16 protein-coding genes are annotated in these 18811 nt (G+C 68.8%); 11 read left to right on the top strand and 5 right to left on the bottom strand.

Annotated elements, in window-relative coordinates; all coding sequences use genetic code 11:
• The 9 genes from DTS01S_RS17720 to DTS01S_RS17680 all read left to right on the top strand — a co-directional run.
• Positions 1–217 (top strand): sensor histidine kinase (locus tag DTS01S_RS17720; RefSeq protein WP_169804696.1); only part of this gene is annotated, 217 nt, incomplete at its 5' end.
• 146 nt (positions 218–363) lie between these two features.
• On the top strand, positions 364–927 hold the full coding sequence (locus tag DTS01S_RS17715; RefSeq protein ID WP_047217939.1) for an RNA polymerase sigma factor: 564 nt from the start codon (positions 364–366) through the stop codon (positions 925–927).
• Positions 924–2000: a FecR family protein gene (locus DTS01S_RS17710; protein WP_061288264.1), complete on the top strand. Its 1077-nt coding sequence runs from the start codon at positions 924–926 to the stop codon at positions 1998–2000. Before DTS01S_RS17715 ends, DTS01S_RS17710 begins: the two co-directional genes overlap by 4 nt.
• 88 nt (positions 2001–2088) lie before the next feature.
• Positions 2089–4470, top strand: coding sequence for a TonB-dependent siderophore receptor (locus DTS01S_RS17705; protein WP_061288262.1), 2382 nt, complete (start codon positions 2089–2091; stop codon positions 4468–4470).
• Positions 4471–4654: 184 nt separating this feature from the next.
• Positions 4655–5842: a muconate cycloisomerase family protein gene (locus DTS01S_RS17700; RefSeq protein ID WP_061288260.1), complete on the top strand. Its 1188-nt coding sequence runs from the start codon at positions 4655–4657 to the stop codon at positions 5840–5842.
• A gap of 28 nt (positions 5843–5870) precedes the next feature.
• Complete coding sequence (catC, locus tag DTS01S_RS17695; protein ID WP_046984478.1) at positions 5871–6149, top strand: muconolactone Delta-isomerase; 279 nt, start codon at positions 5871–5873, stop codon at positions 6147–6149.
• A 42-nt stretch (positions 6150–6191) separates the two neighbouring features.
• Positions 6192–7184 (top strand): Bug family tripartite tricarboxylate transporter substrate binding protein, encoded by a 993-nt coding sequence (locus DTS01S_RS17690; RefSeq protein WP_046984479.1) that lies wholly within the window; start codon positions 6192–6194, stop codon positions 7182–7184.
• Between the two features lie 47 nt (positions 7185–7231).
• Positions 7232–8146, top strand: coding sequence for a dioxygenase family protein (locus DTS01S_RS17685; protein ID WP_061288258.1), 915 nt, complete (start codon positions 7232–7234; stop codon positions 8144–8146).
• Between the two features lie 112 nt (positions 8147–8258).
• On the top strand, positions 8259–9254 hold the full coding sequence (locus DTS01S_RS17680) for a Bug family tripartite tricarboxylate transporter substrate binding protein (RefSeq protein WP_017406362.1): 996 nt from the start codon (positions 8259–8261) through the stop codon (positions 9252–9254).
• 16 nt (positions 9255–9270) lie between these two features.
• On the opposite strand, the gene DTS01S_RS17675 is transcribed toward DTS01S_RS17680, so the two are convergent.
• Positions 9271–10227, bottom strand: coding sequence for a DMT family transporter (locus DTS01S_RS17675; protein WP_061288256.1), 957 nt, complete (start codon positions 10225–10227; stop codon positions 9271–9273).
• A gap of 72 nt (positions 10228–10299) precedes the next feature.
• Between DTS01S_RS17675 and DTS01S_RS17670 the strand changes: the two genes are divergently transcribed.
• Entirely contained in the window at positions 10300–11184 is an 885-nt protein-coding gene (locus DTS01S_RS17670) for a LysR family transcriptional regulator (protein ID WP_061288254.1), read from the top strand.
• On the opposite strand, the gene DTS01S_RS17665 is transcribed toward DTS01S_RS17670, so the two are convergent.
• The 3 genes from DTS01S_RS17665 to DTS01S_RS17655 are packed head-to-tail and all read right to left on the bottom strand — an operon-like array spanning position 11181 to position 16552.
• Positions 11181–11423 carry a formate dehydrogenase subunit delta gene (locus DTS01S_RS17665; protein WP_047217946.1) on the bottom strand — a complete coding sequence of 81 codons (243 nt, stop codon included), beginning with the start codon at positions 11421–11423 and terminating at the stop codon, positions 11181–11183. The genes DTS01S_RS17670 and DTS01S_RS17665 overlap by 4 nt on opposite strands.
• The gene (gene fdhF / locus DTS01S_RS17660) at positions 11423–14359 is read right to left on the bottom strand and encodes a formate dehydrogenase subunit alpha (RefSeq protein WP_061288252.1); all 2937 of its coding nucleotides are present in this window, start codon (positions 14357–14359) and stop codon (positions 11423–11425) included. The genes DTS01S_RS17665 and fdhF overlap by 1 nt, the downstream gene beginning before the upstream one ends.
• A gap of 12 nt (positions 14360–14371) precedes the next feature.
• Positions 14372–16552, bottom strand: coding sequence for a formate dehydrogenase subunit gamma (locus DTS01S_RS17655; RefSeq protein WP_061288251.1), 2181 nt, complete (start codon positions 16550–16552; stop codon positions 14372–14374).
• Positions 16553–16851: 299 nt separating this feature from the next.
• On the opposite strand from DTS01S_RS17655, the gene DTS01S_RS17650 reads away from it, so the two are divergent.
• Positions 16852–17295, top strand: coding sequence for a MarR family winged helix-turn-helix transcriptional regulator (locus DTS01S_RS17650; RefSeq protein ID WP_016449026.1), 444 nt, complete (start codon positions 16852–16854; stop codon positions 17293–17295).
• A gap of 92 nt (positions 17296–17387) precedes the next feature.
• On the opposite strand, the gene DTS01S_RS17645 is transcribed toward DTS01S_RS17650, so the two are convergent.
• Positions 17388–18704 (bottom strand): MFS transporter, encoded by a 1317-nt coding sequence (locus tag DTS01S_RS17645; RefSeq protein WP_061288248.1) that lies wholly within the window; start codon positions 18702–18704, stop codon positions 17388–17390.
• Positions 18705–18811: the final 107 nt, after the last annotated feature.

Here is an 18811-nt window from a genome sequence, read left to right as displayed (position 1 = left end):
GCAGGAGCTGGACAAGATCTTCCAGCCCTTCGTGCAGTCCAGCAAGACCCGCAACGGCTCGGGCGGCACGGGCCTGGGGCTGGCCATCTGCCGCAAGATCATCGACGCCATGGACGGCACCATCGTGGCCAGCAACCGGCCCGAGGGCGGCTCGCTGTTTCGCATCACCCTTCCCTGCCGCAGCGCATCGGAGACGCGCCCGGCGGAGCTGCTGTAGCGGCACCGCCGGCCGGCGCGCCTGCGGCCGGCAAACGGGTGGTGAACAAGTGGCAAACGGGCGGCAACAAATGAGAAAAAGTCTCATTTAGAATGACAGCACTTCGTCCCGCCCTGCCCGCCTGCCTTCCCTCCCCGCTTGCTTGTATGACACGCCATCCGACTCCTGCCGCCTGGCTGGGCCTGGACCTGCACTGGGCCTATGGAAGCCTGCTGCCCGCCATCTGGCGCAGCACGCGCTGCATCCACCGCGCGCAGGATGTGCTGCATGACGCCTTCGTGCGCTACGCCCTCAGCGGCCGGCACGAAGGCATCGCCCAGCCGCATGCCTACCTGCGCGTGGTGGCGCGCACCGTGCTGGCCGACCAGATGGCGCATGAGCGCCGCTTCGTGCCCCTGCCCGAGCTGGCAGGCGAGGCCGGCGCCGCGCAGCACCCGGTGGCACGCGCGGACGAAATCGCCTTGCAGGAAGCCTTCACGGTGCCTTCGGCCGAGATGCTGGCCGACCTGCAGCAGCGCCTGGGCGCCGTGCAGCGTGTCATCCAGGGATTGCCTGCGCGCTGCCGCGAGGTGTTCTGGCTGTGCAAGGTGGAAGGCCACTCCCAGCCCCAGATTGCCGCCATGCTGGGCATCAGCCTGAACATGGTGGAGCGCCACCTGATGCGCGCCCTGCTGGACCTGCGCGCCGCGCGCGAGCTGCTCGCGCCATGAGCACGCCGCGCGAGGAAGCCGCGCGCTGGTTCATACGCATGCACCGGGATGCGGGAGCGCGGCCGGGCGCCGCCGATGCCGCTGCCTGGCGCCGCTGGATGGACGCCGACCCGCGCCACGCCGCCGAATACGCCGCCTTCGAGGCGCTGTGGCAGGACTTCGACTCCACGCCCCGCACCGAGGCCCTGGCCACGGCGGTGGACACCGCCGCACGCCAGCGCCGCAACACACGCAGCAACGCGCGCCGCGCGATCATCACCCGCGGCGTGCTGGGCGTTGCCGGCCTGGGCACGGCGGGCCTGCTGGCATGGCGCGGCTGGCTTGAATGGCAGGACACCACCGTGTTCGCCCTGGCCCGCGACAGTGCGATTGGCGAACGCATCGTGCTGAACCTGCCCGACGCCAGCGTGCTGACCCTGGGACCGGCCAGCCGCATCGCCACGCGCTACACGCGCCGCCAGCGCGCCGTGGTGCTGGAGCAGGGAGAGGCCCTGTTCGACGTGGCCAGGGATGCAGGCCGCCCCTTCACCATCGCCGCCGGCCAGGCCCGCATCACCGTGCTGGGCACGCGCTTCACCGTCAACCGCCTGCCGGGCCTGGTGCGGGTGGGCGTGGAGCATGGAACGGTGCGTTTGGCGGTGAAAGGTGGTGACGGAGAACCGTCCTTGCTGCTGCAGGCTGGCGAAGTGGGGGAACTGCCGGACGAAAGCGCCGGTGCCGCCCCCGGTGCCGCACCCGGTGCCGATGGCGCCCACGCCAGCCCCCTCCCCCGCCGCGTGCAACGCGATGCGCGCGACAGCTTCTCGTCCATCGAACGCGGCCTCATCGTCTTCGACAGCGCCGGGCTGGGCGAGATCGCGGCCACGCTGTCGCGCTGGCGCCGCCAGCCCGTGCGTGCGGCCGTAGCCGACGGCACGGGCGGGCCGCGCATCACGGCCGCCGTGCAGCGCGCCGATGTGGAGAGCTTCCTGGACGCGCTGCCGCGCATCGCCGCCGTGCGCGTGCAGGAGCGCGACGGCGCCACCTGGCTGGCCCCGCGCAGCACGGCGCCGGAAAAAATCCGGAAAAACTGAAAAAAAGCGGCCAACGCACATCAGGGATCCGGCGGGCTGCCCCGTCATACAGGCGAGCACAACCGACACCCAGGAGAACGTTCCCGCCATGCCCGCCCGCCCTCTTTCCCTTCGCCCGGCACGCGCCTGCCTGTCCCTGCTCGCCTGCGCGGCGGCACTGGCCTGCACGCCAGCCCTGGCCGCCCCTGCCGACATCGACCTGCCGGCCCAGCCGCTGTCCGACGCCATCAAGGCCCTGGCGCGCGCCACCGGCACCAGCATCGCGGCCGACAGCGCCCTGCTCGCAGGCAAGTCCGCGCCCGCCGTCCAGGGCCGCCTGGAGCCGGCCGAGGCACTGCAGCGCCTGCTGGCCGGCAGCGGCCTGCAAGCCTCTGCCCAGCCCCAGGGCGGCTGGCTGCTGCGCCCCGCCCCGGCGCGCCCGCAGACCGCGCTGGACGAAGTGCGGGTGACAGCCACGGCCCTGCGCGACGGCCGCACGGAAGGCACGGGCAGCTACCGGGCGCCCTATGCCAGCGCGGCCACCAAGATCGAGCTGACGGCCCGGGAGACGCCGCAGTCCGTGTCCGTGATCTCGCGCGCACGGCTCGATGACCAGAACTTCGTCGAGCTCACCGAAGCCGCCAAGGTGGTGCCCGGCATCGTCGTGCGCCGGCAAAGCAGCACGGGCGGGCGCAGCGACATCCTCTCGCGCGGCTACCAGTCCTCCACCTACCAGTTGGACGGTCTCACCGTCAGCGGCAATCCGGCCACCCAGGAAACGCTGGACCTGGCCCTGTTCGACCGGGTCGAGGCCCTGCGCGGGCCGGCCGGGCTGTTCTCGGGCGCAGGCGAGCCCAGCGTCATGCTCAACCTGGTGCGCAAGCGCGCCCTGCCGGACTACCAGGGCCAGGGCGCCATCGGCCTGGGCTCGCGGGGCCGCAAGCGGGCCGAGGTGGATGTCACCGGAGCGCTGTCCGAAGATGGCCGCCTGCGTGGCCGGGTGGTGGCGCTGCACGAGAACTTCGGCAGCCCCGTGATGGCCATGGACGGCCACAAGCAGGCCCTGTACGGCACGGTGGAGCTGGACATCACTTCCCAGAGCACGGTCTCGGTGGGCGCCACCTGGCAGCGCGGCCGGGGCAACTACGACACCGGCCTGCCCGCCCACGCCGACGGCAGGCTGGCCCCCATTCCGCGCGACGTGGCCATTGCCGCCGACTGGGGCCGCGCCGCGCCCGAATCGCTGGCCGGCTTCATCGAGTCGGAGACGCGGCTCGACGGCGGCGGCCTGTTCAAGCTGGCCGCCCGCCGTGTGCTGCGCCAGCAGCGCGACAAGTACATCAACGGCTACTCGGCCGTATCGGACACCGGCATCAGCCGCTTCACCCAGGCCCAGACCGTGGACCGCGACTACGCCGACACCACGGCCGACATCTACTACAGCACGCCCTGGCAATGGGCCGGGCAGACGCACCATTTCATCGCGGGCGCGGACTACCGCAGCTCCAACATGCACCTGCGCATGCTGCGCGGCGCCATGAACACGCCGGCCGACCTGTTCCACTACGACCCCTCCTCCATCCCCGAGCCCAGCTTCAAGCCCTTTGCCGACGACATTACGCGCACTAGCCTGCGCGGCGTCTACGGCCAGTTGCGCATCAAGCCCACGCAGGCCCTCACCCTGGTGGCGGGTGCGCGCAAGAGCTGGTGGAAGACAGAAACCTCGGACCGGCTGCAGAACACGCGCTCGGGCTACGAGGTCGATGGCCAGTTCACGCCCTTCGGCGCCGTGCTCCTCGATCTGAACGACAGCTGGACGCTCTACGCCAGCCAGTCGCGCATCTTCCAGCCGCAAAGCGGGCGCCTGGCCGGCGGCGGCCAGATCGCCCCGCGCGAGGGCCGGCAGGTGGAAGCCGGCATCAAGGGCAGCCTGCTGGACGGACGCCTGAATGCCACCGCCGCCGTCTACCGCATGCAGGACACCAACCGCGCGCTGGCCGACCCCGCCGATGCCGCCTTCGTCATCCCCGCAGGCAAGGTGCGCTCCGAAGGCTTCGAGGCCGAGGTGGTCGGCTCGCTGTCGCCGCGCTGGGACGTGGCGGCCAGTTACGCCTACATGCGCTCCAAATACCTGCAGGGCACCGTCACGCAGACGGGCACCGACTTCAGCACCATGTCGCCGCGCCACAGCGTGAACCTGTGGGCGCGCTACCGCGTGGCCGGCCCCGTGGCCCAGGGGCTGGAGCTGGGCGCGGGCGTGCGCGCCGTCAGCGAGTTCTACGACACCCTGGGCACCGTGCGCTGGCGCGCGGGCGGCTACGGCGTCTGGTCCGTCTATGCCGCCTACCCGCTGACCCCCCAGGTCAAGCTGGCCGTGAACATCGACAACCTGTTCGACCGCGTCTACTGGGAGCGCGTGGGCACGGCCACGCGCAGCAACTACTACGGCCTGCCGCGCAGCATCATGGTCACGCTGCGCAGCAGTTTCTGATCCCGTCGCCAGAGGGCGTGCGCAGCACAAGGCTGCCGCGCCCCCTGCCTGCCGCGCAGGCATTCAACACATCGACACCATCGAATGATTTCTCACAAATAATTCAATAGATCCACACAATGCATGGATTTACGCTTGTGTCCATTGCCGGCAGCCGCCGCCAGCCAGGACACCAGCCATTGCCATGCAAGACCGTTTTCTGATCGAGCGCATCGAGGCGCGGATCCTCGACATTCCCACCATCCGCCCGCACAAGCTGTCGTTCGGCTCCATCAGCCGGCAAAGCCCGGTGATCGTGCAGTTGTGGCTGCACAACGGGGCCACGGGCTTTGGCGAGGCCGCCACCATCGGCGGCCCGTCGTGGAACGAGGAATCGCCCGAGAGCATCCACCATGCCATCACCAACCACCTGGCGCCCAGCCTGATCGGCCAGGACGGCGCGCGCTTCGAGGCCTGCCTCTCGCGCATGGACCTGGCCTGCAAGGGCAATGCCTTTGCCAAGAGCGCCGTGGAAATCGCGCTGCTGGACGCCGTGGCGCGCAGCCTGCAGTTGCCCGTGTGGCAGTTGCTGGGCGGCAAGCAGCGCGACAGCCTGCCCCTGGCCTGGACGCTGGCCAGCGGCGACATCGAGCGCGACCTGGCCGAGGCCCAGCTGCGCCTGGAACAAAAGCGCCACCGCATCTTCAAGATGAAGATCGGCGCGCGCACGCCCGAGGCCGATGTGGCCCATGTGAGCGAGATCGCACGCGGCCTGCAGGGCCGCGCCACGCTGACCGTGGACGTGAACCAGGCCTGGGACGGCGCCACGGCGCGGCGCTTTCTGCCGCAATTGATCGATGCCGGCGTGACCCTGATCGAGCAGCCCGTGGCCGGCTGGAACGTGCCCGCGCTGCGCGAGCTGACCGCCACGCTGCAGGGCGCCCTGGTCATGGCCGACGAGAGCGTGTGCACGCCCTACGACGCCATGCGCCTGGCGCGCGAGCAGGCCAGCCATGTGTTCTCGCTCAAGGTGGCCAAGCACGGCGGCCTGCTGCGCACGCGCAAGGTGGCGGCCATTGCCCAGGCGGCCGATATCGGCTGGTACGGCGGCACCATGCTGGAGACCTCGATCGGCTCGGCCGCCTCCGCCCATGTCTTTGCCACGCTGGGCGGGCAGCACTACAACTGCGAGCTGTTCGGCCCCCAGCTGCTGGTGGACGACATCGTCACCGAGCGCATGGCCATCCGCGACTTCGAGCTGCAACTGCCCGACGGGCCCGGCCTGGGCTTGGAGATCGACCTGCAGCAGTTGGCGAGCTTCGACCGCGCGCTGGCCGGCAGCCAGCCGCAGCACTTCGACATGGGGCAGGCCCGGACCGGGGCTGCGACCTGAATTCCTTTCATTCCTCCTGGAGACAAACATGCTTTACCTGGTCCGCATGGACGTGAAGATCCCCCACGACCTGCCCGCCGACGTGGCAGCCGAGATCAAGGCCCGCGAGAAGGCCTATTCCCAGCAGCTGCAGCACGACGGACGCTGGCCCCACATCTGGCGCGTGGTCGGCGAGTACGCCAACTACAGCGTGTTCGACGTGGCCTCCAACGACGAGCTGCACGAGCTGCTGCAGGGCCTGCCGCTGTTCCCCTACATGGACATCCAGGTCACGCCGCTGGCAAAGCATCCCTCGGCCATCGCCTGAGCACAGCCCAAACCAAGACCAAATTGTTCGGAGACAACTGAAGTGAATGTGAAACGCCGTTTTCTGACCGCCGCAGCCGCAGGCCTGTGCCTGTCCGCCGTGATGCCCGCCGCCCATGCGCAGGCTCCCGAGGCCAACTGGCCCAGCAAGCCCATCCGCTGGATCGTGCCCTTCCCGCCGGGCGGCGCCATGGACGCCATCGCGCGCACCCTGGGCGAGAAGGCCGGCCGCACGCTGGGCCAGCCCTTCGTGATCGAGAACCGTCCCGGCGCCGGCGGCAACATCGGCGCCGACTTCGTGGCCAAGCAGCCCGGCGACGGCTACACGCTGATGATCACCTCCATCGGCATGGCCACCAACAAGCCGCTGTACCGCAAGCTCAGCTACGACCCGATCAAGGACTTCGCCCCCGTGGGCGTGCTGGCCGTGGTGCCCAACATCCTGGTCACCAACTCCACCCAGCCCAACGTCAAGAGCGTGGCCGACGTGGTGGCCGCCGCCAAGGCCTCGCCCGGCAAGCTGACCTATGCCTCGGCCGGCAACGGCACCTCCATCCACCTGGCGGGCGAAGTGTTCAACTCGCTGGCCGGCGTGGACATCCTGCACATCCCCTACAAGGGATCGGGCCCGGCCGTCTCCGACCTGCTGGGCGGACAGGTCAACTACATGTTCGACTCCATCACATCGGCGCGCCCGCACATCCAGTCGGGCAAGCTGCGCGCCCTGGCCGTGACCACGGCCAAGCGCTCGTCCAGCATGCCCGACGTGCCCACCATGGAAGAGGCCGGCATCAAGGGCTACGAGGTCTCGCCCTGGTTCGCCGTCTTCATGCCCGCCAGCACGCCGCCAGCCATCGTCAAGAAGCTCAACCAGGTCTTCGTGGCCGAGATGAAGCAGCCCGACGTGCTCGAACGCTTCAAGGCCATCGGCGCCGAAGTCGTGGGCTCCACGCCCGAGGAAGCGGCCAGGCACCTGCAGGCCGAGTCCGTGCGCTGGACCAAGGTGATCACGGAGCGCAACATCAGCATGGACTGAGCGCTTCTCTTTTCCAGGACATCCCATAAAACCACGAGGAGACAAACATGTCCGAACTGTCCCAGGACCAGCTGCTGAATCTGGTCAACAGCAAGCAGATCGCCCCTGGCAGCGACCGCGTGCGGGCGCTGACCCAGCGCATCGTCAGCGATCTGTTCCACACCATCGACGAGATGGATGTCACGCCCGACGAATTCTGGGCCGCCGTGGACTGGCTGGGCCGCCTGGGGAGCAGCGGCCAGCTGGGCCTGATCACGGCAGGCCTGGGCTTCGACCGGCTGCTGGACATCCGCAGCGACGAGGCCGATGCGCGTGCCGGCCGTGCGGGCGGCACGCCGCGCGCCATCGAAGGCCCGCTGTTCGTGGCCGGTGCACCGCTGTCGCAAGCGGAAGCGCGCCTGGACGAGGGCGAGCCCCAGGGCGAGGTCTTCGTGATGGAAGGACGGGTGCTGGATCTTGACGGCCGGCCTCTGCCGCATGCGCTCATCGATGTCTGGCATGCCAATGTCCAGGGCGGCTACTCGCACTTCTTCCCGGGCATGAAGCCCTACGAGCTGCGCCGCCGCATAGAAGCCGACGACCAGGGCCGCTACCGCTTTCGCAGCTATGTGCCGCCCGGCTACTCCATACCGCCGAACAGCCCCACCTCGGAACTGTTCGACGCGCTGGGACGCCACGGCCATCGTCCCGCCCACATCCACTTCCTCGTGGTTGCACCCGGCATGCGCACGCTGACCACCCAGGTCAACCTGCCCGGCGATACCTACCTGGACGACGACTTCGCCTTCGCCACGCGCGACGGCCTGATCGTCGAGCTGGAGCGCGGCGTGGCGCCGGCCGGCTATGAGTCGCTGGGCGTGAACGCGCCTTTCGTCCGCACGCGCTTCGACTTCGTGCTGCAGCCCGCAGTCAGCGAAGGCGAGTCCTTGCCACTGACACGCATGGAGCGTGTGCGCGCCTGAGGCTCCGCCACCTTCCGGGGCCTTCCGGCCTGCCATTTTTTTCGCTTCGTCCGTTCCACAGCAGGCCGCCCCTTGGAGTGCGGCCTGCTTCACCGTATCCGCTTCCCACACCATGTCCAGCCTGCATCGCATCGCCGCAACCCTGCTGACCGCCACCGTGGCCCTCGTGCCCGCCTTGGGCCACGCCCAGGCTCCGGCAGCCTTTCCTTCCAAGCCGGTGAACATCGTCGTGCCCTACGCGGCCGGCGGCCCCGTGGACAACCTGGCACGCGCGCTGGCCACGCGCCTGAACAAGGTCTGGTCGCAACCCGTGGTCATCCTCAACCGCACAGGCGCCAACGAGATCATCGGGGCCGAGTTCGTGGCCAAGAGCGCACCCGACGGCTACACGCTGTTCGCCGCGACCGAAGCGTCGCTGACCATGAACCCGCACCTGTACCGGAAGCTGCCCTACAACCCGCAAAAGGACTTCGCCCCCATCTCCCGCCTGATCAGCGTGCCCATGGTCTTCTTCGTGCCCCAGAGCTCCAAGGCCGGCACGCTGCAGGAGTTCATCGCTCAGGCACGCCAGGCAGGCAAGACCAAACCGCTGACCTATGGCTCATCGGGCGCGGGCGGCATCGTGCACCTGCCGCTGGCCATGTTCGCCAAGCAGGAAGGGCTGGAGATGGTGCACGTGCCCTACAAGGGCGCCGCACCGCTGATCCCCGAAGTCATCGCCGGCCAGATCGACGCAGCGGTGCTGGGCGTGTCGGTGATCGAGCAGCACATCAAGTCGGGCAAGCTCAAGGCCCTGGCCGTGTCCTCGGAGACACGCAGCATCGCCCTGCCGGATGTGCCCACCTTCAAGGAAGCCGGGGTGCGCGACATCCAGGCTGTCTTCAACATCGGCCTGCTGGCACCGGCTGGAACGCCGGCGCCCCTGGTGGAGAAGATCGCCGCCGATGTGCGCCGCGTGCTGCTGGAGCCCGAATTCCGCAAGACCCAGGTGGACGCGTTCTCCTACGTGGCCGTGGCCTCCAGCCCCGCCGAATACCGCGACTTCCTGGCGCGCGACTACCAGGTGCAGGGCGAGCGCGTGCGCACCTCGGGCGCCTCGCTGGATTGAACCGGACGGAGTCCGTTCAGCTCTGGACTGCGGTGCGCTTGGCAACCACGTGCACCGCAGCCGCAGGCCTGCGCCCCCAGTTCATCAGCGCCGTGCCGGCCACGGCCATGCCGCCGCCCAGCACGATGCTGGCATCGATGCTCTCGCCCAGCCACAGCGCCGACAGCGCCACGCCGATCACGGGCACCAGCGTGATGTAGCCCGAGGCCGCGCCCGCGCCCAGCGCCTTGACGCCGTCGAAGTACCAGGCATAGGCAAGCGCCGTGGCGCCGAAGGCCAGGAAGGCCAGCGCGCCCCAGGCAGTGCCGTTGCCAAGCACGGCAGCCTGCAGGTCGGCCGGCCCCTCGACCACCAGGCTGGCCACCAGCAGCATGGCCGCGCCCATGGTCGAGGTCACGGCCGTGGCCGACAGCGCATCCACGCCCGTGAGCAGCCAGCGACCGATCAGGGTGTAGCTCACCCAGCACACCACGCAGCCCAGGATCAGCAGCTCGCCCGCGCCCACCGATCCCTGCAGCAGCGCCAGCGGCTGGCCATGCGAGATCACCACCACGGCGCCGCAGGCCGCCAGCGCCATGCCCAGGGCAATGGTGCGGTTGAGCCGCTCGCCGAACAGCCAGACCGCCAGCGCCAGCGTGAGCACGGGGTTGAGCGTGATCACCAGGGCCGCCTTGCCGGCCGGCACATGCTGCAGCCCCATGAGGAAGAAGGCCGCATAGCCGAACACGCCCGTGGCGCCGGCGGCCGCCATGCCCAGCCAGCGTTTGGCACTCCATTGCCGCAGGCCCGCCATGCCACCGGCCCAGTACAGCCAGGGCAGCAGCACGGCTGCGGCCAGCAGGAAGCGCAGGCTGGCGGCTGCCAGCGGCGGCATGTTCTGTGCCACCACGCGGCCCGCAGGCCAGGAAGCGCCCCACAGCAGGGCCATGCCGACAAGCCGCAGGTGGGGACCGAAGAAGCGTTGAAAATTCATGGCGCGTACTATGTGCTCATATCGATTCATAGACAAATGAGCGAATGCTCATGACCTGGACAACGTGATCCCATGACCTTCACCCAGCTCGAAGTGTTCGCGGCGCTGGCCCGCGCCGGCAGTTTCTCGCGCGCGGCCGCTCTGCTGGGCATTACCCAGAGCGCCGTCAGCCATGCCCTGCGCGCGCTGGAAGGCGAGCTGCAGGTTCAGCTGGTGCGGCGCGAAGGCCCCCACTCCCCGCTGACCGACGCAGGCACGCGGCTGCTGCAGCGCGCCAACGACATCCTCCAGCAAAAGGAGGCCTTGCGGCAGGAGGCCGATGCCGAGCGCGGCATGGCGCGCGGCACGCTGCGCGTGGCCTCGTTCGGCGCCACCTCTTCGCTGCGGCTGCTGCCCCCGCTGATCACCGAGTACCGGCGCCGCCAGCCCGCCGTGCTGGTGCAGATCGACGAGCAAAACGACGACACCGTGGTCAAGTGGCTGCTGGAGCGGCGCGTGGAGATCGGCTTCGTCGTGCTGCCCGACGAGCGCTTCGAGACCGTGCCCCTGGTGGAAGACGAACTGGTGGCGCTGCTGCCCGCATCGCACCGGCTGGCGGCCCAGCGCAGCATCCGCGCCGCCGACCTGCAGGGCGAGGCCTTTGTACGCACCTCGGCCGGGTCGGGCGCGCACATCGACCGCTTCCTGGCCGAGGCCGGCGCCCAGCCTGCGGCCATCTACCACTTCGAGCAGATGTCCTCCATGCAGGGCTTCGTGGCCCAGGGCCACGCCATTGCCATTGCCGCGCGCCTGGCCGTGCCCGAGCAGGCGCCCGAAGGCATGGTCTACCGCAGCCTCTCGCCCCGCCAGCGCCGCGTCACCGGCCTGGCCGTGCGCAGCATGGAACGGCTGTCGCCGGCCGCTGCCGGCTTTGTGGAGCTGGCGCGGGAGATGGCCAGGAAGAAGCGGTTTGGCTAAGCCTGCGCCGCCGACGGCAAGGTCAGCGGATGCAGCACCAGCGCCTCGCGCACGATGGGCTTGAGCGCCTGCGCCTTGTCGGGACTGGCCAGCACGCGGGCCAGTTCGGCGCGCATGCGGGGCTCCCAGAATTTGCGGATGTGTTCGGCAATGCCCTGCAGGGCCTCGTCACGCTCGGGCATGGCCTCGAAGAACTCGCCGATGCGGTTGGCCATGCGGACCAGGTTGGCGCTGTCCATCACTTGCCTCCCGCCACGGCCATGCTGCCTGCCTGCGCGGCATGCAACAGGCCGATCTGCTCTTCGTGCATGCGCGCAAAGCCGCGCTGCCAGTCGGACGGCTGGGCGTGCTGGGGGACGGGCAGCACCTGCACGGCCGTGACCTTGTATTCGGGGCAATTGGTGGCCCAGTCGGAGCTGTCGGTGGTGATGACGTTGGCGCCCGATTCGGGAAAGTGGAAGGTGGTGTAGACCACGCCGGGCTGTATGCGCTCGGTGACGGTGGCGCGCAGCACGGTCTCGCCCGCGCGGCTGGCGATGCCGACCCAGTCTCCGTCGCGTATGCCGCGGTCCTCGGCGTCATGCGGATGGATTTCCAGCCGGTCCTCGCTGTGCCAGTGGCTGTTGTGCGTGCGTCGGGTCTGGGCGCCCACGTTGTACTGCGACAGGATGCGGCCCGTGGTCAGCAGCAGCGGAAAGCGCTGGGTGACCTTCTCGTCGGTGGCCACGTACTGGGTGATGATGAAGCGGCCCTTGCCGCGCACGAAGCGGTCCCTGTGCATGATGGAAGTGCCGGCCTCTTCGGTGCTGTCATTGCAGGGCCATTGCACGCTGCCCAGCCGGTCGATCTTGTCGTAGTTCACGCCCGCGAAGCTGGGCGTGAGCGCGGCGATCTCGGCCATGATCTCGCTCGGGTGCGTGTAGTGCATGGCATAGCCCAGCGCATTGGCCAGCAGCTGGGTGACTTCCCAGTCGGCATGGCCGGCCAGCGGCGCCATGACCTTGCGCACGCGCGAGATGCGGCGCTCGGCATTGGTGAAGGTGCCGTCCTTTTCGAGGAAAGAGGCGCCCGGCAGGAAGACATGGGCGTACTTGGCGGTTTCGTTGAGGAAGATGTCCTGCACCACCACGCATTCCATGGCCGAGAGCGCGGCCGTCACATGCTGGGTGTTGGGGTCGGACTGCACGATGTCCTCGCCCTCGCAGTACAGGCCCATGAAGCTGCCGGCCAGGGCCGCCTCGAACATGTTGGGAATGCGCAGGCCGGGCTCGGGGCTGAGCGCCACGCCCCAGGCCCCCTCGAACTCGGCGCGCACCGTGCTGTCCGAGATGTGGCGGTAGCCGGGCAGCTCATGCGGGAAGGAACCCATGTCGCAGGAGCCCTGCACGTTGTTCTGGCCGCGCAGCGGGTTCACGCCCACGCCCTCGCGGCCCACGTTGCCCGTGGCCATGGCCAGGTTGGCGATGCCCATGACCATGGTCGAGCCCTGCGCATGCTCGGTCACGCCCAGGCCGTAGTAGATGGCCGCGTTGACGGGGCGGCCCGCTGGGTGGTCCTCTGCGCCCAGCGCATACAGGCGCGCGGCGCCGCGCACGAGTTCGGGAGCGACCCCGGTGACCTCGGCCATGGCCTCGGGCGAGTTCTCGGGCCGGGCCACGAATTCCTTCCACTGCGCGAAGGACTTGGCATCGCAGCGCTCGGCGATGTAGCCCTCGGCCAGCCAGCCTTCGGTGACGATGACATGGGCCAGCGAGGTGATCATGGCCACGTTGGTGCCGGGCCGCAGCTGCAGGTGGTAGTCGGCGCGGATGTGGGGCGACTTGACGAGCTCGATCTCGCGCGGGTCGATGACGATGAGCTTGGCGCCCACACGCCGGCCGTCGCCGCGCAGGCGCTTTTTCATGCGCGAGCCGAACACCGGGTGCGCGGCCGTGGGATTGGCGCCGATGACCATGACCACGTCCGTGTGCTCGATGGACTTGAAGGTCTGCGTGCCGGCCGAGGTGCCATAGGTCTGGCCCAGGCCATAGCCCGTGGGCGAGTGGCACACGCGCGCGCAGGTATCGACGTTGTTGTTGCCGAAGGCCGTGCGCACCAGCTTTTGCACCAGGTAGGCCTCTTCGTTGGTGCAGCGCGAGGAGGTGATGCCGCCAATGGAATCCTTGCCGTGCTTGGCCTGGATGCGGCGGAACTCGCTGGCCGTGTGGGCAATGGCCTCTTCCCAGCTCACTTCGCGCCAGGGGTCGGTGATCTTCGCGCGGACCATGGGCCGGGTGATGCGGTCCTTGTGCGTGGCATAGCCCCAGGCAAAGCGGCCCTTGACGCAGGCATGGCCCTCGTTGGCCTGGCCGTCCTTCCAGGGCACCATGCGCACGACCTGCTCGCCCTTCATCTCGGCCTTGAAGCCGCAGCCCACGCCGCAGTAGGCGCAGGTGGTGATGGCGCTGTGCCCGGCCTGGCCCAGCTCGGTCACGGTCTTTTCCTGCAGCGTGGCCGTGGGGCAGGCCTGCACGCAGGCGCCGCAGCTGACGCAGTCGCTGTCCATGAAGCTGCCGCCCTGCCCCGCCGTGACGCGCGAGTCAAACCCCCGGCCCGAGATGGTCAGCGCAAAGGTGCCCTGCGTCTCCTCGCAGGCGCGCACGCAGCGGTTGCAGACGATGCACTTGCTGGGGTCGTAGCTGAAGTACGGGTTGGAGTCATCGACCTCGGCGCGCGCCTGGCCCTTGAAATGGTTGGCGCCGTCGAAGCCGTAGCGCACCTCGCGCAGGCCCACGGTGCCGGCCATGTCCTGCAGTTCGCAGTCGCCGTTGGCGCTGCAGGTCAGGCAGTCCAGCGGATGGTCGGAGATGTACAGCTCCATCACGCCGCGGCGCAGCTCCTGCAGCTGCGGGCTTTGCGTGCGCACCTTCATGCCCGGCTCGGCCGGCGTGGTGCACGAGGCCGGAAAGCCCTTGCGGCCTTCGATCTGCACCAGGCACAGGCGGCAGGAGCCGAAGGGCTCCAGGCTGTCGGTGGCGCACAGCTTGGGCACGCTGACGCCGCCTTCCATGGCAGCGCGCATCAGCGAGGTGCCCTCGGGAACGCAGACCTCGCGGCCGTCGATCTCCAGGGTGATCAGGCGTTCGGACGGGCTGGCGGGCGTGCCCCAGTCGGCTTGCTTCAAATGGTCGAGCATGGTGTTCTCCGGTCAGGCAGCCGTTGCGGCCGTGGTGGACTCGATGCCGAAGTCCTGGGGGTAGTGGTTCAGCGCCGAGCGCACGGGATACGGCGTCATCCCGCCCATGGCGCACATGGAGCCGTGCTGCATGGTGTCGCACAGGCTTTCCAGCAAGGCCACCTGACCGGCGTGGGCGGCAGGGTCGCCGCCGGCGCGCACGATGCGGTCGATGACCTCCACGCCGCGCGTGGAGCCGATGCGGCAGGGCGTGCACTTGCCGCAGGACTCGATGGCGCAGAACTCCATGGCGTAGCGCGCCAGCTGCGCCATGTCGGCCGTGTCGTCATGCACGACGATGCCGCCGTGCCCCACCACGTTGCCCTTGGCGGCATAGGCCTCGTAGTCCAGCGGCGCATCCCAGTCGGCTGGCGCCACATAGCTGCCCAGCGGGCCGCCCACCTGCACGGCCTTGACGGTGCGGCCGGTGGCCGTGCCGCCGCCGAAGTCTTCCACCAGCTCGCGCAGGCTCAGGCCGAAGGCCTTTTCCACCAGGCCGCCGCGCGCAATGTTGCCGGCCAGCTGGAACGGCAGCGTGCCGCGCGAGCGGCCCATGCCGAAGCCCTGGTAGAAGGCCGCGCCGCGCGCCAGGATCAGCGGCACCGTGGCCAGCGTGATCACGTTGTTGATCACCGTGGGCCGGCCCCACAGCCCCGCTATGGCCGGCAGCGGCGGCTTGGCGCGCACGATGCCGCGCCGCCCCTCGATGCTCTCCAGCATGGCCGTTTCCTCGCCGCAGACATAGCTGCCCGCGCCCTTGCGCACCTCCATGTGGAAGGCCCGTCCGCTGCCGGCTACGTCGCGGCCCAGCCAGCCTGCGGCCTCGGCGCGCGCAATGGCTTCGCGCAGGGTGGCGATGGCATGCGGATACTCGCTGCGCACATAGACCAGGCCCTGTGTGGCGCCCACGGCCAGGCCAGCAATGGCCATGCCTTCGATCAGCGTGTAGGGATCGCCTTCCATCAGCAGCCGGTCGGCGAAGGTGCCCGAGTCGCCCTCGTCGGCGTTGCAGGCAATGTACTTTTGCGGCCCCGCTGCGGCGGCCACGGTCTTCCACTTGATGCCGGCCGGAAACGCCGCACCGCCACGGCCGCGCAGGCCCGAATCCAGCACCTCCTGCACGATGGCCGCGGGCTCCATGCGCGCCGCGCGCTCCAGCCCCTGCCAGCCGCCATGGGCCGCATAGTCGGCCAGGTTCAGCGGGTCGATGACGCCCACGCGCGCAAAGGTCAGGCGCTCCTGGCGCGCCAGGTAGGCAATGGCCTCGGTCAGTCCATGGCACAGCGCATGGCTGCCGCCCTGCAGCATTCCGGCATCGATCAGGCCCGGCACCGCATCGGCCGTGACCGGGCCGTAGGCCACGCGGCCTTCGGGCGTCTCGACTTCCACCAGGGTCTCCAGCCACAGCAGGCCGCGCGAGCCGTTGCGCACGATCTGCACCGCAAGGCCGCGCGCCTCGCACTCGCGCTGCAGGGCGCCGGCCACGGCGTCGGCCCCCACGGCCAGCGCGGCGGCATCGCGGGGCACATAGACGCGCACGCCGGGGCCTGCCCCTGCCCCTGCCCCTGCATGCGCAGGCTGCGCCACCGGCTCGCCGGCCTGCTCCGGCTGGCGGCATTGCGCGATGAGTGCATCCAGGCCGTTGGCCGTGACATGCGCATGGGGATGGCCATCGAGCATCACGGCAGGCGATGACGCGCACAGGCCCAGGCAGTAGACCGGCTCCAGCGTGACGGCGCCATCGGCACTGGTTGCATGCCCATGCCCATGCCCACTCGATCCGCAGCCCAGCGCCTGGCCTGCGTGGGCCAGCAGCGCGTCGGCACCGCGCGACTGGCAGGCCTCGGCGCGGCAGACCTGCAGGACATGGCGGCCCGCTGGCGTGCTGCGGAAATGGGGGTAGTAGGAGATGACGCCATGCACCTCGGCACGCGAGAGGTTCAGCGCATCGGCGATGCGCGGCACGGCGGCTTCGGGGATATGGCCCAGCATGTCCTGCACGGCGTGCAGCAACTCGATCAGGGGGCCGGGGCGCAGGGCGTGGACGGCAATGGCGTGCTCGACGGCCTCGCGCTCATGGGCGCCGAGTGCGCTGCCGGCAACAGCGGCATTGAGGACGGCAATGGGAATGATCTTCCCTTGTGTGGCTGGCATGGGTGTCCCTGCTGGCTTTCGTTGTGGGGAGCGGCGCGGTCCGGTCCGCTGGCGCTTTGTCTCTCATGCCATTTCAAGGCCTGCCGGGCAAGCCGTCAAATTCAAACGGATGATTGCGCCATTCAATCGGCAAATGAGCCGCCGGGCAGTGCTGCGCCTGCTGCCCCAGGTCTTGCGGATGCCGCAGCCAGCGCGGGTTTGCGCCACTTGGCAAATGCGCCCGGCTTGTCGCAAATCACACGGTATTTGGTGTGAATTTTGATAAGCTCTCGCGCACCATGAACCACCAGCCATCAGCCATGACGCCACAGGATGGCTATCATTTTTCAGACCAGATCGGCCACCTGCTGCGGCGTGTCTATCAGCGCCACACTGCACTCTTCCAGCAATACATTCCCGACTCGCAGCTCACGGCTGCGCAATTCGTGGTGCTGTGCTCCGTGCGCGACAACAGCGGCAGCTCGCTGGCCGACATCGTCAAGGCCACCGTGATCGACCAGGCCACCATCCGCGGTGTGGTGGACCGGCTCAAGCAGCGCGAACTGGTGCAGGTGGACCATGACCGCATCGACCGCCGCAAGGTCGTCATCAACCTCACCGAGGCCGGCCAGGACCTGGTGCGCGACATGGAGCCCTTCGCCAAGCAGATCACCGAAAGCACCTACGGCAAGCTCAATCCGGCCGAGCGCCTGGCGCTGGATTTTTTGCTCAAGAAGATGCTGGAAGGTGGCGAGGCGGATTGAGCCCTTGCAGCCTCCCCCCAAAAAAAAGGCCAGAAGGACAAATCCTTCTGGCCTTTTTGCTGAGCCGACCTTTCAGTCAGCTCAGGCCGTCATCAATCCAGCGCCCGGTTGCGCGATTCCACATCCACGGCCCAGATCGACAGGGCGCCGCCCACCAGCATGGCAGACAGCACGGCCAGCGCCAGGGTGAAGTGGGTGGCCATGATGGGCGCAATGATGGCCGGGGCGAACAGGCCGCCGAAGCGCGCCACGGCGCCGGCCATGCCCATGCCGCTGGCACGCAGGTCGGTGGGGTAGACCTCGGGGGTGAAGGCGTACAGCGCGCCCCAGGTGCCCAGCAGCGAGAAGCTCATCAGCAGGGTGGAGCCGATGACCACGAAGGGCGACGAGCCCAGGCTGTAGAACATGCAGCCGACGGCGCTGAGCAGCAAAAAGCCGATCAGCGTGGGCTTGCGGCCCCAGCGTTCCACGCCATAGGCCGACAGCGCAAAGCCGGGCAGTTGCACCAGGGCCAGCACCACCAGGAAGACCTGGCCGCGCATGAAGGCGAAGCCCTCGCTGCTGAGCTTGACGGGCAGGTAGACGAAGACACCGTAGTAGGCGATGGAGATCAGCGCCCAGGCCAGGAACAGCGAGAGGCTGCGGCGGCGCAGGCCGCCGTTGAACAGCGCGAGGATGGACTTGCGCTCCTGCTTTTCAGGCTGCAGGGCGGGGATTTCCGCGTTGGTGCCGTTGACCTTGGCCACCCGCTGCAGCACCTTGCGCGCCTCTTCGGACTTGCCGTTGCGGTTGAGGAACATGGGCGACTCGGGGATGTAGAAGCGCAGCACCACGCCGATCAGCGCCGGCAGTCCGGTCACGAAGAAGATCACGCGCCAGGCATCGTCACCCCAGGACACGGCCACCAGCGCCAGGATGGCCAGGAAGATGGTGCCCACGGCCCAGAACGATTCCAGCAGCACCAGCCAGCGGCCGCGGCGGTCGCTGGGCAGGAACTCGGCCATCATGGTGTAGTCCACGGGCAGCGTGCCGCCCACGCCGATGCCGGTGATGAAGCGCAGCACCAGCAGCCAGGCGAACTCGGGCGCAAAGGCCGAGGCCACGCCCGCGAAGGCGTCGATCACCACGGCCATCATCAGCACCGGGCGGCGCCCGATGCGGTCGGCCAGGCGGCCGAAGACGAAGGCACCGATCAGCATGCCGATGAAGAAGAAGGTGCCGGTCTGCAGCGCCTCGGGCACGGTCTTGCCGAAGGTCTTGGCAATGGACGGCGCACTGAAGCCGATGGACAGCACCTGCATGGCGTCGGCCAGCCAGACCAGCCCGAAGATGACGAACAGCCGATATTGGAACTTGCCGACACCCGCTGTCTGGATGCCTTTTTCCACCGAAATGTATGTAGATGACATGCAGGGACTCCTTTTCTAGCCATCGCAATTGTTGAATCTGTCTTTTCCCAGGCAAGGCCGTTCAGCTTGTGTTGCCGTCTCCTGCCGTGCCTTCCACCCTTCACACA

The organism is Delftia tsuruhatensis NBRC 16741, from assembly GCF_001571325.1.
GTDB lineage: Bacteria > Pseudomonadota > Gammaproteobacteria > Burkholderiales > Burkholderiaceae_C > Comamonas > Comamonas tsuruhatensis.
This window is presented reverse-complemented; position numbering and strand designations above follow the sequence as displayed.

What these genes read in the sequence shown, in the direction of transcription:
- DTS01S_RS17680 (WP_017406362.1), top strand. Translation starts at nt 8,259, where the DNA reads ATGTCCAGCCTGCATCGCATCGCCGCAACCCTGCTGACCGCCACCGTG.
- DTS01S_RS17650 (WP_016449026.1), top strand. Translation starts at nt 16,852, where the DNA reads ATGACGCCACAGGATGGCTATCATTTTTCAGACCAGATCGGCCACCTG.
- DTS01S_RS17670 (WP_061288254.1), top strand. Translation starts at nt 10,300, where the DNA reads ATGACCTTCACCCAGCTCGAAGTGTTCGCGGCGCTGGCCCGCGCCGGC.
- DTS01S_RS17665 (WP_047217946.1), bottom strand. Translation starts at nt 11,423, where the DNA reads ATGGACAGCGCCAACCTGGTCCGCATGGCCAACCGCATCGGCGAGTTC.
- DTS01S_RS17655 (WP_061288251.1), bottom strand. Translation starts at nt 16,552, where the DNA reads ATGCCAGCCACACAAGGGAAGATCATTCCCATTGCCGTCCTCAATGCC.
- DTS01S_RS17700 (WP_061288260.1), top strand. Translation starts at nt 4,655, where the DNA reads ATGCAAGACCGTTTTCTGATCGAGCGCATCGAGGCGCGGATCCTCGAC.
- fdhF (WP_061288252.1), bottom strand. Translation starts at nt 14,359, where the DNA reads ATGCTCGACCATTTGAAGCAAGCCGACTGGGGCACGCCCGCCAGCCCG.
- DTS01S_RS17715 (WP_047217939.1), top strand. Translation starts at nt 364, where the DNA reads ATGACACGCCATCCGACTCCTGCCGCCTGGCTGGGCCTGGACCTGCAC.
- catC (WP_046984478.1), top strand. Translation starts at nt 5,871, where the DNA reads ATGCTTTACCTGGTCCGCATGGACGTGAAGATCCCCCACGACCTGCCC.
- DTS01S_RS17685 (WP_061288258.1), top strand. Translation starts at nt 7,232, where the DNA reads ATGTCCGAACTGTCCCAGGACCAGCTGCTGAATCTGGTCAACAGCAAG.
- DTS01S_RS17675 (WP_061288256.1), bottom strand. Translation starts at nt 10,227, where the DNA reads ATGAATTTTCAACGCTTCTTCGGTCCCCACCTGCGGCTTGTCGGCATG.
- DTS01S_RS17705 (WP_061288262.1), top strand. Translation starts at nt 2,089, where the DNA reads ATGCCCGCCCGCCCTCTTTCCCTTCGCCCGGCACGCGCCTGCCTGTCC.
- DTS01S_RS17710 (WP_061288264.1), top strand. Translation starts at nt 924, where the DNA reads ATGAGCACGCCGCGCGAGGAAGCCGCGCGCTGGTTCATACGCATGCAC.
- DTS01S_RS17645 (WP_061288248.1), bottom strand. Translation starts at nt 18,704, where the DNA reads ATGTCATCTACATACATTTCGGTGGAAAAAGGCATCCAGACAGCGGGT.